This is a genomic window from Synechococcus sp. A15-127, assembly GCF_014280215.1.
GTDB lineage: Bacteria > Cyanobacteriota > Cyanobacteriia > PCC-6307 > Cyanobiaceae > Parasynechococcus.
In genome coordinates this window covers 628,357-641,181 of sequence record NZ_CP047948.1, presented here as the reverse complement: position 1 = coordinate 641,181, position 12,825 = coordinate 628,357, and the positions used below count along the sequence as shown (strand labels likewise).

The following is a 12,825-nucleotide window of genomic DNA, read 5'->3' as shown; positions in this document are numbered from 1 at the left end:
GCGACTGTATCCACTGGTTTCAGCAAAGCTGCATCAGTCGCTCCAGCTCGGCAAGAGCCGTGTCGAGAGCGTCATTGATCACCACTGCATCGAACTCATCCTGAGCCTTCAGCTCCTGCTCAGCTCTGGCCAGCCGACGACGAATGGCATCCTCTGCATCCGTGCCGCGGCCACGGATGCGACGTTCCAGTTCCGAGAAGCTTGGCGGCGCCAGAAAGATCTGAAACCCGCTGGGGAAACTGCGCCGCACCTGACGGGCTCCCTCCAGTTCGATCTCCAGCAGCACCGCCCGGCCACTCGCCAGCTGCTCCTCGACAGGAGCGCGAGGGGTGCCGTAACAGTTGCCGGCGAATTCAGCCCATTCCAGCAGTCCCCCCTGGGTGACAAGGGCATCGAATTGATCCCTGGTGTGGAAGAAGTAGTTGACGCCGTCCTGTTCCCCCTCACGGGGAGCACGGGTAGTGGCGGAAACCGACAACCACACCGAGGGGTGACGTTCCAGAAGACGGCTGACCAGAGTCCCCTTCCCAACTCCACTGGGACCGGTGATCACGGTGAGGCCGCCACGGCTGCCGCTCATGCCCTGCATCTGCGTCGGCCAGCAGAGTAGGAAGACCTCTGAATGCCAGCTGATGGCGGCAACGAGCCTGCAGCTGATGGATCTCACCAGCCTCAGGGCCGTGCTGTGGGATCTGCGCCGACAACTCGTGCCAAGCCGTTTCGAAAAGGCGCAGCAGCCTGATGCCGCTCGCCTGCAGCTCGGCTTCCGCAGCCTCAGTGGCATGACCTGGGTCGAGCTGAGCTGGCTGGCGGAGGCTCCGCATCTGATCCAGATCCCCCCTCCGGCAAGACAGGGGGCTGGCAGCACGCTGGCCCAGCAGCTGCAGCACAGCCTGCGCCAACTGGCCCTCGTGGAGCTGCACCAGCCTGGTTTCGAGCGGGTTGTGGAGTTCCGTCTGGCGCCACGCCCTGGGGAACGGGTGCAGCGGGTGCTGGTGCTTGAGCTGATGGGTCGCCACAGCAATCTGCTGCTGCTTGATGACCAGCGACAGGTCATCACTCTGGGCAGACAGGTGCGCGATCACCAGTCACGGGTACGCCCGATCGGGACCGGCGACGGATACGCACCACCACCACCGCTTCAGGGTCAGCCTCCGGATCCGCAGGAATCCGACGAGCGCTGGCGGGAGCGTCTGCAACTGCTGCCGGTCCCGCTCCGCAAAGCCCTTCAGCAGAGTTATCAGGGCATCAGTCCACCCCTGATTCGACAGCTGGTGGGAAGCCTGGCGGATTCCGGCGTGCAGGATCTGGATCCGGATCAGTGGCGGGAGTTGCACCGCTCCTGGCAGTGCTGGCTGAAGGCTCTGGAGCAGGAATCCTTTCGGTTGCAGCTGCAGGAGGACGGCCGGTATCGGGTGTGGGGAACAGGCCAGGACAGCGGGGAGCCCGGCCTGGCCCTGGTGCTTGGACGCTGGTACCGGGAGCAGCTGGACCAGCGAGCCCTCAGCCGGAGAAGTGATGAAGTGCGCCAGCGCCTCGAGCGGTGGCGCCGCAAGGAGGAGCTCGCCCTGGAGGACCAGTTGCAACGGCGGGCAGCCACGGCGGGAAGCGACGACCTGCAGCAGCAGGCCGATGCACTGCTCTGCCTGCCAACCCCCAGCCGGGAGCAGGTGGAGCAGGCTCAGAAGCTGTATCGGCGTGCCCGCAAGCTGCGCCGATCGGTGGCCGTTCTGGAGGAACGTCTCACCCACCACCGGCGACGGCTGGATCTGATCAACGGCAGTGAGGCCTTCATCGAAGACCTGCAGATCGCCCATTGGCAGGAGGTCGCGCCACGGTTGACAGCGCTGCAGGAGTTGCGCAGCGAACTGGAGGAGCTGCTCAATCCCGGAGGCCGCCAGCAGGAACGACGCCAGCAGCGTCAGAGCACGCCGCAGCCGCTGGAGCTGGTTTCACCTGGAGGCCTGTTGATTCAGGTGGGGCGAAACCACCGCCAGAATGACTGGATCAGTCTGCGCCAGGCGCGCAGTGGTGACCTTTGGTTCCATACCCAGGAGTGCCCGGGAAGCCATGTGGTCCTGAAGGCCTCCAGCGGTCTGCCCGAGGACGACGATCTGACACTCGCCACGGATCTGGCCGCTCACTTCAGTCGTGCGCGCGGCAACAGCCGGGTTGCGGTTGTGATGGTGCCGACCATGCAGCTGCAACGCATCCCGGGAGCCGGCCCAGGCACGGTGCGTCATCGCGGCGGCGAAATCCGCTGGGGTGAGCCGCATCGGGCCGAACAGCATCTTCATGACAGCGCGGCTTCTAGCCTTGCTTCAACAGGCGTCTGATGTTCAGACCTTTTCCCGCCCCCCATCCTTGCCCGAGAGTCCCGACGGTCCACGCCTGAAACCTCCTCCACCGATCCGGATCGGTGGGGGGACCAACGCCGGCGATCTGCCGGACGAGGTGGAAATGCCGCTGGTGGACCACCTCGAAGAGCTGCGTCAGCGGGTCCTGCGCAGTCTTCTGGCCGTTGTCGTGGGAGCCGGCCTCTGCCTGGTGGCGGTGAAACCGCTCGTGCGCATGCTTGAGGCACCGGCCAGAGGCATTCACTTCCTGCAACTCGCCCCGGGCGAGTTCCTGTTCGTCTCCCTCAAGGTGGCGGGCTATGCCGGCCTGACCCTGGCCCTTCCCTACGTGCTGTATCAGGGCCTTGCCTTCGTGCTGCCGGGCCTGACCCGACGTGAGCAGCGGCTGATCGCTCCCGCGGTGGCAGGCTCGGCGGTGTTGTTCGTCGCAGGCCTTGCCTTCGCCTGGTGGGCCCTCGTCCCGGCGGCGCTGCGCTTCCTGGTGAGTTACGGCGCCGATGTGGTCGAACCGCTCTGGTCGATCGAGCGCTATCTCGACTTCGTGCTGCTGCTGATGCTGGCCACGGGTCTGGCCTTTCAGCTGCCCGTGCTGCAGCTGCTTCTCGGTGTGCTCGGGCTCGTGCGCTGGCGAGCGATGCTCGGAGCCTGGCGATGGGTGGTGCTCAGCGCAGCGCTGGCAGGAGCCGTGCTCACTCCCTCCACGGATCCCATCACGATGCTGTTGCTGGCCGGCGCCATCACCGCACTGTTTCTGGTGGGAGTCGCCCTCGTGGCCCTGGCGGAATCCCTCAGACCAGAAACTCCCTGAGCAGATTGCGGGCCTCGGGTCCCTCCACCTCCAGATGCAGGCTGAGGGCCTTGCCGAGACGAGGTTTGTCACGGGTATCCCACAGCCATCGGCGCACTTCCGTGGCCAGACCAAGACGATTCACAACATCCAGAACTTCGGCGATGTGCTCCCGATAAGCGGATTCGTCCATCGGAAAGGACTGCTGCTCCAGATAGGCCCACATCACCTGCAGGTAGAGACGCTGCCTGCGCACCACCAGCTGAAGGTCGTAAGTCGCTTTCCAGCGCTGGCGGAGACAGCTGATCAGCTCCTCCACCCCGAGAGGACTGTCGGCTGATTCGTACGGATTCACAAGCACAGATCGGGGGTCGCCGGGGCGGGGCAAAGGCCAGTCGTTGCAAAGCGTGACAGGCACTTAAGCGTCCATAATGATCGCCATTCTGTGCTGGATGACCGTCCGCCATGACCCAACTTTCCTCGAGCGATGTGCCCGGAATGGGTCGTCGGCAGTTCATGAATCTGCTGACCTTTGGATCCGTCACAGGCGTCGCTCTCGGGGCTCTGTACCCCGTGGCCAACTACTTCATCCCGCCCAAAGCCGCCGGCAGCGGCGGTGGCACGAGTGCCAAAGATGAACTCGGGAACGACGTCAGCGCCAGCGGCTGGCTGGCGTCTCACCCCGAGGGAGACCGCAGCCTCGTTCAGGGCCTCAAAGGCGATCCCACTTATCTGATCGTGGAGGGTGAGGACGCCATCGGCAGCTACGGCATCAACGCGATCTGCACCCATCTGGGCTGCGTGGTGCCCTGGAACAGTGGCGCGAACAAGTTCATGTGCCCCTGCCACGGCAGTCAGTACGACGCCACCGGAAAGGTGGTCCGCGGTCCAGCCCCCCTGTCCCTCGCCCTGGCGAACGTCAGCGTCGAGAACGACAACGTCTTTGTCAGCCAGTGGACCGAGACCGACTTCCGCACGGGCGACAAGCCCTGGTGGGCCTGACCTTCCTCCCCCTTCGCCCGAACCCCCTCCCACACCGTTCCATGCGTCGCCACCTCTCCCTCCTGATCGGATCGCTGGTTCTCGGCCTGGCTCTTCTGATCGCACCGGCCGCCAGCTGGGCCTATCCCTTCTGGGCTCAGCAGAACTACGACAGTCCCCGTGAAGCCACCGGCAAGATTGTCTGCGCCAACTGCCACCTCGCTCAGAAGCTGACCCAGGCGGAAGTTCCCCAGTCGGTTCTCCCCGACAGCGTGTTCAAGGCCAGCGTCAAAATCCCCTATGAGGAAGGCATTCAGGAGATCGGAGCAGACGGCAGCCAAGTTCCGCTCCAGGTCGGTGCCGTGGTGATGCTTCCCGACGGCTTCACCCTCGCCCCTCAGGACCGCTGGACCGACGAGATCCGCGAGGAGACCGAAGGCGTCTACTTCAGCCAGTACAGCGACGATCAGCCCAACATTCTCCTAGTGGGGCCCATTCCGGGTGATCAGCATCAGGAGATCGTTTTCCCGGTGCTCTCCCCCGATCCCTCCACCGACAGCAGCATTCACTTCGGTAAGTACCAGATTCACGTGGGTGGCAACCGCGGCCGCGGCCAGGTGTATCCCACCGGTGAGAAGAGCAACAACGCCATCTACACCGCTCCAGCAACAGGCACCGTCGCCGGCATCGAGGCCGGCGACAACGGTTCCAGTGTGGTGACCATCACCGGTGCCGATGGTGCCTCGGTAGCTGAGACCGTTCCCGTCGGTCCCGCGCTGCTGGTGAATGTCGGCGACAGCGTTGAGGCCGGAGCAGCACTCACCGATGATCCCAACGTCGGCGGCTTCGGCCAGGTGGATGCCGAGGTGGTCCTTCAGAACCCTGTCCGGATCTACGGCCTGTTGGCCTTCTTCGCAGCGGTCGCTCTGGCTCAGATCATGCTGGTGCTGAAGAAGCGTCAGATCGAGAAGGTTCAGGCTGCTGAAGGCATCTGAGGCGATGTTCACCTCACCGGGGCCTGAGCTGATCCAGCTGGGGCCCCTCACCCTCCGCTGGTATGGCCTGCTGATCGCTCTAGCGGTGCTGATCGGCCTCAACCTCTCCAGTCAACTGGCCAGATCCCGGCAGCTCGAAAACGGGCTGATCAGTGACCTGCTTCCACTGCTCGTGCTCACGTCGGTGATCGGAGCACGCATCTACTACGTCGCCTTCGAGTGGCGTAACTACGCCGACCAGTGGACCAAGGCCCTGGCCATCTGGGAAGGGGGGATCGCCATCCATGGAGCGCTCCTGGCCGGGACCCTGACGCTGATCCTGTTCTGCCGCTGGAGACGTCAGCCCTTCTGGGATGTTCTGGATGTCCTAGTTCCCTCCGTCGCCCTCGGCCAGGCGATCGGCCGATGGGGCAACTTCTTCAACTCCGAGGCCTTCGGAGTGCCCACAGACCTTCCCTGGAAGCTGTTCATTCCCTTTGCGAATCGGCCGGCGGTCTATGCCGATTCGGAGTTCTTCCACCCCACCTTTCTCTACGAGTCGATCTGGAACCTGGTGCTGTTCCTCGTGCTTATCGTGTTGTTCCGCCTGGGGAGCCGAGGCAGCATCCGCCTGCCCGCCGGAGCACTGAGTTGTGTCTACCTGGTGGGATACAGCCTGGGTCGCGTCTGGATCGAAGGACTTCGCATCGACCCGCTCTGCATCGGAGCCCTGCCACCGGCCTGTGAGGGCGGCCTGCGGATCGCCCAGTTGATGAGCGGCCTGCTGATGGTGGCCGGAGGCATCGGTCTGGCCTGGCTGTATTCCCGCGGTCCATCCCATCGGGAGCCATCCCAGACGGGACCCTCCGGCTCCAATGGATGATGAAGGGATGCTGAGATCACCGGTCTGTTTCATCGGAGGAGGTCCTGGAGCCCCGGATCTGCTGACGCTCCGCGCCGCCGAGCGGCTCAAACGAGCCGACGTTCTGGTCTGGACTGATTCCCTCGTCTGCCCGGCCATTGCTGCCCTGGCGCCGGAGCACTGCGAGCGGATCCGCACCAGCACACTCACTCTGGAGGAGGTGATCCCTGTGCTGATCGAACGGCACCGGCAAGGCCATCAGGTGGTTCGCCTGCATGACGGGGACACGTCGCTGTACAGCGCTATTCATGAGCAGATCGCCGCGCTCTCCGATGCGGAGGTGGCCGTGGAGGTCGTTCCCGGGCTCAGCGCCTACCAGGCTGCCGCTGCCCGGCTCGGCCAGGAGCTCACCGTCCCAGGACTGGTGCAGACCATCGTTCTGGGACGTGCCGGTGGCCGAACAGGGGTTCCTGAGCGGGAGGATCTCAACAGACTCGCTGCTCTGGGGGCCAGCCTCTGCCTTTATCTGAGTGCCCGACACGTTGACGAGGTTCAGGAGATCCTGCTGCGTCACTATCCAGCCGACACCCCCGTCTGCATCGGACACCGGATCAGCTGGCCTGATGAATGGATCGACGTCGTTCCGCTCTCGACCATGGCAGAGGTCAGTCAGGCCCGGTCACTGATCAGAACGACCCTCTACATCGTCAGCCCCGCACTCAGCGGCAGCGAACGGAGATCCAGGCTCTATTCGCCGGATCACGATCATCTCTTCCGCCCGAACCAACAGAACCCTGTGGTTTAAGATCGGGTCGTGCGGGCGATTAGCACAGTGGTAGCGCACTTCCTTCACACGGAAGGGGTCACTGGTTCGAATCCAGTATCGCCCATCTGAATGAACACTTCCTTCCAAACATTTGATCGGAATCAGATACTGATCATCATTTTGACAGTCAAATCATCCAAAAGGCATTACGTTCATATCCAATCCTTCTGATTCGCCTTTTTCGTGGCTGTCAGTGATCACAGAGATACTGATTCCGGGGGCACTACCCCAGGCGGCCTCGTCGACGTCGGACGGACCATCCAGGAGCGCAGGGAGGCGCTGGGACTGAGCGCGGAACAACTGGCAGGCACTCTTCATCTCGGTGTGGAGCAGCTCCGTTCCCTGGAGCTCGGAGACTTACAGGGACTCCCGGAACCGGTGTTCATCAAAGCGATGGTGCGACGGATCGCCGGTCATCTCAAACTTGACGCGGATGCCCTGGCGGAGCAGCTGGGGACGATCAGCAGCACTGCAACGCGCACCACCATCAACATCACCGCACCGCCCTCGACAACGGCCTCTCCCGCCAGGGGTCGCTGGAGCTTCATGCTGCCGATCGTCCTGGTCATCGCAGCCGGCGGTGGTGGGGCCATGCTTCTGCGCACCAGAACGTCCATGCCCCCGGTGCAGAAACCGGCTGAAATGACGGAGGAGCCGATGGCCACTCCAGCACCGAAGCAGTCTGTTCCCGAAGCGGAACCCGTCAGCGCAGCCCCTTCGGAACCCCTCGCTTCATCTCTCACGATCAGCAGTCGCGAACCCAGCTGGATCGCGCTGCGTCGCAACGGAAACCTCGAGTTCCAGGGCACTCTGGTGAACGACCGCACGGTCGACGCCCCGGAAAGCGTGGAGATCTACGCGGGCAGGCCCGATCTGGTGATGGTGAAACGACCTAGCGGCGAAGCGGCTGCCCTCGGCCCGATCGATGCTGTGCGCTGGTATCGCCTTAGCCCTGAACTCTGATCATCAGCTTCATCCCCGACGCTTCCCACACCACATCAGCACAGCTTTCGAGGCTCCACTGCTCGAGACTGAGATTCTGGTTCAGGCGCTCGGGAATCAGCTCAAGCTGAAGTTCTCCCGGAGCAGCTGAGACGCGCAGCGATCCCACGACGGGTTCCGGACGTCGGTCCAGTGCTGCGGCGAGTCGCAGCAGCAGTGCCATCTCCGAAACCAGCCGGCGATGCTCCCGTGTGGTGATGGCCTGCCAGGACTCATGACGCTTCTTGGGAAGGCTGCGGCGGTGATACCGGGCGATCGCCGCCACCATCAGGTGTTCCGCTTCGGAGTAACCCAGCAGCTCACCGTGGCGGATCAGATACCAGGAGTGCTTGTGATAAGCACTGAGATTGATGTGCTGCCCACAGGAATGCAGCATCGCGGCAGCCCAGAGCAACTCGCGTCCCTGACCATCGTCATGGTGCATCACGCCATGGGTGTTGTCGTAGAGGCTGAGGGCATGAAGAGCGACGCGCTCAGCGCGGCGCTGATTCACAGCGAAGCGCTGCACCTGATGGATCACCGTGCGTTGACGGATGCTGCTCTGAAAGCTGAAACGGTCCTCGAGCAGACCGTGACGCAGCATCCAGTCGACGATCAATCCTTCACGGAGGGCCCGCTCGCTCAGCGCGAGCTCGTCCACCCCGAGCATCTGCATGGTGGTCTGCAGGATCAGCGCACCAGGAACGATGATCTCGGCGCGGCGATCGTTGATCGGGGAGAGCTCCCTGCGCTGTTCAGGCGTCATCGCCACCAGCTTCTCGACAACACGATCGAGGCGCTGACGGGACACCCGGTACCCGTGCAGCTTCAGAGGCGGTCGATCGTCCTCACTGGCGGCCAGCGCACCGATCGCCATGGCCGTGCCGCTGGTGGCGACCAGCACCGGAATCTCGCCCGGTTTGATCCGCCGGTGCACCTTGTCCACCGCCGGCTCGAGGGATCCCTGAATGAACGCCTGGAGGAACGCGCGTCGCTGGGGTGGAATCGGATCGTCCTTGACGAAATCCCGCTGCAATCGGACGGCCCCCACCCGGGTGCTGGTGAGCGCGCGGGCATCACGTCCATCCGCGAGGATCAATTCTGTGGAGCCGCCGCCGATGTCGAGCAGCAGATGCGGACGATCGCCGAACGACATGCCTGAGAGCACGCCCAGATAGATCAGGCGCGCCTCTTCCGGCCCACTCACCAGATCAACCTCGAGGCCGAGAACGTCCTGGATGCGCTGCAGGAAATCCCTGCCGTTGGGTGCTTCCCGGACTGCACTGGTGGCAGCAGTGACCACTTGCTCCACCGCATGGCTGGCCGCCAGGTCTCGGAAACGACGCAGGGTCTCAACACCGCGCTGCATCGCCTCAGCGGTCAGTTCGCCGCTTTCCGGATCCCGCTCCCCCAGCCGAGTGGTGGATTTCTCAGCCTGAACGATGCTGAACGTCCGCAGGGTCGTGTCCACCGATGCCACCAGCAGATGGGTGGAATTGGTGCCGATATCGATGGCGGCGATTCTCTGCCGCTGACCGGACAGGCCCTCCGCGCTGCTGGCCCCCAGCTGCTGGGTGGACGAAGAGGCGGACGACGCAGACGGAGTGGACTCAGCACCCAGCATCGGCAGCCCCGACCCGAAGTCGAACCACTCTGCCACCCATGGCTGATGCAGACAGACCCTGACTAGGGTTTTATAAATCTGTGACCCTGTGATCAGTCACCCTCCCGGCACGTTGCCCTGGCTTCAGCTTCTGCGTTGGAACAAGCCCACAGGGAGACTGATTCTGCTGGTGCCGGCGGGCTGGGCCCTCTGGCTGATGCCGTCTGCACCGCCATCGGCATCTCTGGTTCTGCGCATCGTGGTCGGCGGCCTGGCGGTGAGCGGAGCCGGCTGCATCGCCAACGATCTCTGGGACCGCCGCTTCGACGGCGAGGTGGAGCGCACCAGCAGCCGCCCGCTGGCCCGTGGAGCCATGAGGGTCAGCACTGCTGCCGCACTGTTGATCGGCATGCTGATCCTCAGCCTTCTGGTGGTGCTCAGCCTGCCGCAGGCGAGCCTGCTGCTCTGTCTTGCCCTTGCTGTTGCGGCATTGCCACCGATCCTTCTCTACCCCTCAGCCAAGCGCTGGTTCCCCTTTCCTCAGGCCGTCCTCGCGCTCTGCTGGGGCTTCGCCGTTCTGATTCCCTGGGCAGCGGCTGAAGCGGAGCTGACCGCGGATGCCGCCCTGCTCGGGTGCTGGCTCGCCACCATGCTCTGGACCTTCGGCTTCGACACCGTTTATGCGATGGCGGACCGACGGGACGACGCCAGGCTTGGCCTGCGCAGCAGCGCTCTCACTCTGGGTGGCTCCGCGGTGCCTGCGGTTCGTGTCTGTTACGGGATCACCTGCATCCTGCTGGCCATCGCCGCCGCTGCGAGCGGCATCGGCTGGATCTTCTGGCCACTCTGGGCCATCGCCAGTTGGCTGATGCAGGCCAGTTGCACGCCGCTTGAGCAGGGCCAGACAGGCATGGCGGTGTTCGGTCGTCACTTCAGTCGCCAGGTCCAGCTCGGATCGCTCCTGCTCATCGCTCTGATGCTCGGCAGGGCCTTCGCCTGATGGCAGAGCAGACAGCAGCACCCCTGCGGCCCGGTGATGCCATGGCGGTGGTGGCCGCCAGTTCTGCCCTCGCAGATGCCGAGCGCCTGCATCAGGGAGTGAGCCTGCTGGAGAGCTGGGGGCTGCGCTGCCGACCTCACTCCGTTGTTGAACGTCACTGGGGATATCTGGCCGGGCGGGATGAGCAGCGGCTCGATGATCTGCTCCCGGAGACTCCGGTCAGCCTGCTGGCCTGTGCCAGGGGTGGATGGGGGGCTGCCCGTCTGCTGGAGTGGCCTATCCCCTGGCAACCAGGCTGGCTGCTGGGGTTCTCCGATGTCACCGCACTGCTGTGGGGTCGGCTCGCCGCCGGTTTCGATGGAGGGATTCACGGCCCCCTGCTCACCACCCTGTCCTCGGAACCGGAGTGGAGCCAGCAGCGGCTGCGGCAGCTGCTGTTCGGAGAAGCTCTGCAGGATCTGCAGGGACGAGGGCTCGGAGGAGGAATCGCCAGCGGTCCGTTGCTGGTGGCCAATCTCACCGTGGCCAGCCATCTGCTGGGATCGCCATGGATCCCCGATCTCGATGGAGCGATCCTGATCCTCGAGGACGTGGGTGAGGCGCCCTACCGCATCGATCGCATGCTCACTCACTGGCGGCTTTGCGGTGCCCTGCATCGACTGGCGGGCCTCGGTTTCGGAAGCTTCAGCGACTGCGAGGACGATCGCCCTGATCAGCTGAACTTCACGGTGAGTCAGGTGCTGGAGGAGCGCACAGCGGATCTGAACATCCCCAGGGTGATGGATCTGCCGGTCGGACACCAGCCCGGCAACGCGGCTCTCCCCCTCGGCCGTCAGGCACGCCTCGACGGAGACAAGGGTCAGCTCAGCCTGCTCTCCTGAGCTGGAGCACCGCCTCAGCCACCGTCAGGTCGAAGGGCGTCGTCACCTTGATGTTCGAGGGGCCCGCATCCAGCACCTGCACAGGCCAGCCGAGGCGTTCGTAGAGGGAGGCATCGTCCGTGACGTTCCAGCCCTGCTCCCTGGCCCGGTCATGGCCCTGCTGCAGCTGCTGAACCTGAAACCCCTGGGGCGTCTGGGCAGCCCACAGTTCGGAACGGTCCGGCGTCTCCCTGATGCAACCTTCGGCATCCACCCGCTTGATCGTGTCCGTCACCGGTGTGGCAGCGATCAACGCCATCCCCGCCTCGACCCGCTCGGCGCACCGATCGAAGAGCGCAGGCTCCGCAAGGCAGCGGGCTCCGTCATGAATCAGAACGTGCTCGGCCCCGGGAGGCAGTCCCGCCAGACCTCGCAGCACCGAGTCCTGACGCGTGCTGCCCCCCTGGATCCAAACCACAGGCTTGGGCGCACCCTTCACCAAGGCGAGGATCTCGTCGCGATCGATCTCCTGACCGACGATGCCGATCCAACGGATCCGATCGGCCGCCATCGCCGCGTCCAGGGTCCAGGCGATCACGGGGCGTCCCGCCAGCGGCAGCAGCAGCTTGTTGCGATCCGCCCCCATGCGGCGACCACTCCCCGCTGCGGCCATCAACAGATGCACAAGCGACTCCTGCCCCCAGCAGGCTGAAACGGTCTCCATACAATCAGCCCAGACGCTCTCCGCAGCGGTTCGATGCGAGTCCTTGCCCTCAGCCCTGGCCCGGTTCTGGCCCAGCTGGAGCGTCTGCCCGCTCTTGCGGCTGTCGCCGAAGCACTGGGAGCGATGGTTCAGGTGGCCTGTGATCCCAAATGCCGGGCGGCATGGGAGCTGATGCCGGGTTTCGAAAAGCTGATTCCCTTCAGCTTCGAATCCAACCCATCACTGGCCGACTGGACGAACCTTCTCGGCTGCGTCCGCGAACCGGACTTCCAGGCCTGCCTCAACTTCGCGGAAGGTCAGTCGGTCAATCTGATGCTGTCGATGAGCCACATCCCGACCCGAGTGGCCCTGTCAGGCTTTGCCTCCACCGATCTCATTGCGCTGGGGCAGGGCTGGGCGGCTCAGAGGATCGCTCCGTTCGTGGAAGCGCTTGGATGTTCCCTTGAGGCTGACGGTTTCCGTCTGAGCCTGCCGTCCAAGGCCCTGGATAACGCCCGTGCCGAGCTCCCTGCTGGAGACGGACCACTGCTGCTGATGGCACCCTCGGGAGCATCCAACGACTGGCCCGACCAACGATGGGGCGCACTGCCTGAGGCGGTCAGCACCCGCCTGGCGACCCTGCGGAGCCGAAGCCTTTCTCCGGAGCTGAAGCTTGGCGAGCGAGCCGCCGCCGTGGCCTGCGCGGACGTGGTGCTCAGCAGTTGTCCGCTCACTCAGCTGTTGGCGGCTTACAGCAACGTTCCGCTGGTCGCCCTTGGCGGTCAGACCGGAGATCTTCCCGAACGGGCCGAGATCAGATGCCTCGGCGGTGAAGGCTCCCTGACAACGATCGGTGAAGACGACGTGCTCACCGCCCTGGGTTTCTGACAC

At 64.3% G+C, this 12,825-nt stretch carries 14 protein-coding genes and 1 tRNA gene; 11 read left to right on the top strand and 4 right to left on the bottom strand.

Going from position 1 to position 12,825, the window contains the following annotated elements; genetic code table 11:
* Positions 1 to 19 precede the first annotated feature (19 nt).
* Positions 20 to 580: a guanylate kinase gene (gmk, locus tag SynA15127_RS03230; RefSeq protein WP_186484981.1), complete on the bottom strand. Its 561-nt coding sequence runs from the start codon at positions 578 to 580 to the stop codon at positions 20 to 22.
* 52 nt (positions 581 to 632) lie between these two features.
* On the opposite strand from gmk, the gene SynA15127_RS03225 reads away from it, so the two are divergent.
* Positions 633 to 2,336: an NFACT family protein gene (locus SynA15127_RS03225; RefSeq protein WP_186484980.1), complete on the top strand. Its 1,704-nt coding sequence runs from the start codon at positions 633 to 635 to the stop codon at positions 2,334 to 2,336.
* 124 nt (positions 2,337 to 2,460) lie between these two features.
* The gene (tatC, locus tag SynA15127_RS03220; RefSeq protein ID WP_255475632.1) at positions 2,461 to 3,165 is read left to right on the top strand and encodes a twin-arginine translocase subunit TatC; all 705 of its coding nucleotides are present in this window, start codon (positions 2,461 to 2,463) and stop codon (positions 3,163 to 3,165) included.
* Here tatC and SynA15127_RS03215 read toward each other — a convergent pair.
* On the bottom strand, positions 3,146 to 3,562 hold the full coding sequence (locus tag SynA15127_RS03215; protein WP_186484978.1) for a DUF3067 family protein: 417 nt from the start codon (positions 3,560 to 3,562) through the stop codon (positions 3,146 to 3,148). The two genes, tatC and SynA15127_RS03215, sit on opposite strands and share 20 nt — an antisense overlap.
* Before the next feature lie 47 nt (positions 3,563 to 3,609).
* Between SynA15127_RS03215 and petC the strand changes: the two genes are divergently transcribed.
* From petC to SynA15127_RS03185, 6 genes are all read left to right on the top strand, one after another.
* A complete protein-coding gene (petC, locus tag SynA15127_RS03210; RefSeq protein WP_043695450.1) occupies positions 3,610 to 4,146 on the top strand; it encodes a cytochrome b6-f complex iron-sulfur subunit in 537 nt (178 codons plus the stop codon).
* Between the two features lie 41 nt (positions 4,147 to 4,187).
* On the top strand, positions 4,188 to 5,120 hold the full coding sequence (gene petA, locus SynA15127_RS03205) for a cytochrome f (RefSeq protein WP_186484977.1): 933 nt from the start codon (positions 4,188 to 4,190) through the stop codon (positions 5,118 to 5,120).
* Positions 5,121 to 5,124: 4 nt separating this feature from the next.
* Positions 5,125 to 5,982: a prolipoprotein diacylglyceryl transferase gene (lgt, locus tag SynA15127_RS03200; protein ID WP_186484976.1), complete on the top strand. Its 858-nt coding sequence runs from the start codon at positions 5,125 to 5,127 to the stop codon at positions 5,980 to 5,982.
* A 7-nt stretch (positions 5,983 to 5,989) separates the two neighbouring features.
* Positions 5,990 to 6,766, top strand: coding sequence for a precorrin-4 C(11)-methyltransferase (gene cobM, locus SynA15127_RS03195; protein WP_186484975.1), 777 nt, complete (start codon positions 5,990 to 5,992; stop codon positions 6,764 to 6,766).
* A 13-nt stretch (positions 6,767 to 6,779) separates the two neighbouring features.
* Positions 6,780 to 6,851, top strand: a tRNA-Val gene (locus tag SynA15127_RS03190).
* Positions 6,852 to 6,970: 119 nt separating this feature from the next.
* Entirely contained in the window at positions 6,971 to 7,750 is a 780-nt protein-coding gene (locus SynA15127_RS03185) for a RodZ family helix-turn-helix domain-containing protein (RefSeq protein ID WP_186484974.1), read from the top strand.
* On the opposite strand, the gene SynA15127_RS03180 is transcribed toward SynA15127_RS03185, so the two are convergent.
* A complete protein-coding gene (locus tag SynA15127_RS03180; protein WP_186485547.1) occupies positions 7,734 to 9,392 on the bottom strand; it encodes a Ppx/GppA phosphatase family protein in 1,659 nt (552 codons plus the stop codon). The two genes, SynA15127_RS03185 and SynA15127_RS03180, sit on opposite strands and share 17 nt — an antisense overlap.
* A gap of 88 nt (positions 9,393 to 9,480) precedes the next feature.
* Between SynA15127_RS03180 and SynA15127_RS03175 the strand changes: the two genes are divergently transcribed.
* Entirely contained in the window at positions 9,481 to 10,371 is an 891-nt protein-coding gene (locus tag SynA15127_RS03175; RefSeq protein WP_255475555.1) for a 4-hydroxybenzoate polyprenyltransferase, read from the top strand.
* Positions 10,371 to 11,252: an LD-carboxypeptidase gene (locus SynA15127_RS03170; RefSeq protein ID WP_186484973.1), complete on the top strand. Its 882-nt coding sequence runs from the start codon at positions 10,371 to 10,373 to the stop codon at positions 11,250 to 11,252. The genes SynA15127_RS03175 and SynA15127_RS03170 overlap by 1 nt, the downstream gene beginning before the upstream one ends.
* Here SynA15127_RS03170 and ispD read toward each other — a convergent pair.
* On the bottom strand, positions 11,236 to 11,916 hold the full coding sequence (gene ispD, locus SynA15127_RS03165; protein WP_186485545.1) for a 2-C-methyl-D-erythritol 4-phosphate cytidylyltransferase: 681 nt from the start codon (positions 11,914 to 11,916) through the stop codon (positions 11,236 to 11,238). The genes SynA15127_RS03170 and ispD overlap by 17 nt on opposite strands.
* A gap of 72 nt (positions 11,917 to 11,988) precedes the next feature.
* Between ispD and SynA15127_RS03160 the strand changes: the two genes are divergently transcribed.
* Entirely contained in the window at positions 11,989 to 12,822 is an 834-nt protein-coding gene (locus tag SynA15127_RS03160) for a glycosyltransferase family 9 protein (RefSeq protein WP_186484972.1), read from the top strand.
* Positions 12,823 to 12,825: the final 3 nt, after the last annotated feature.

Bases quoted from the DNA above. Each gene is read 5' to 3' on its own strand.
- cobM (WP_186484975.1), top strand. From the start codon at position 5,990: ATGCTGAGATCACCGGTCTGTTTCATCGGAGGAGGTCCTGGAGCCCCG.
- lgt (WP_186484976.1), top strand. From the start codon at position 5,125: ATGTTCACCTCACCGGGGCCTGAGCTGATCCAGCTGGGGCCCCTCACC.
- gmk (WP_186484981.1), bottom strand. From the start codon at position 580: ATGAGCGGCAGCCGTGGCGGCCTCACCGTGATCACCGGTCCCAGTGGA.
- petC (WP_043695450.1), top strand. From the start codon at position 3,610: ATGACCCAACTTTCCTCGAGCGATGTGCCCGGAATGGGTCGTCGGCAG.
- SynA15127_RS03170 (WP_186484973.1), top strand. From the start codon at position 10,371: ATGGCAGAGCAGACAGCAGCACCCCTGCGGCCCGGTGATGCCATGGCG.
- petA (WP_186484977.1), top strand. From the start codon at position 4,188: ATGCGTCGCCACCTCTCCCTCCTGATCGGATCGCTGGTTCTCGGCCTG.
- SynA15127_RS03180 (WP_186485547.1), bottom strand. From the start codon at position 9,392: ATGCTGGGTGCTGAGTCCACTCCGTCTGCGTCGTCCGCCTCTTCGTCC.
- SynA15127_RS03160 (WP_186484972.1), top strand. From the start codon at position 11,989: ATGCGAGTCCTTGCCCTCAGCCCTGGCCCGGTTCTGGCCCAGCTGGAG.
- tatC (WP_255475632.1), top strand. From the start codon at position 2,461: ATGCCGCTGGTGGACCACCTCGAAGAGCTGCGTCAGCGGGTCCTGCGC.
- SynA15127_RS03225 (WP_186484980.1), top strand. From the start codon at position 633: ATGGCGGCAACGAGCCTGCAGCTGATGGATCTCACCAGCCTCAGGGCC.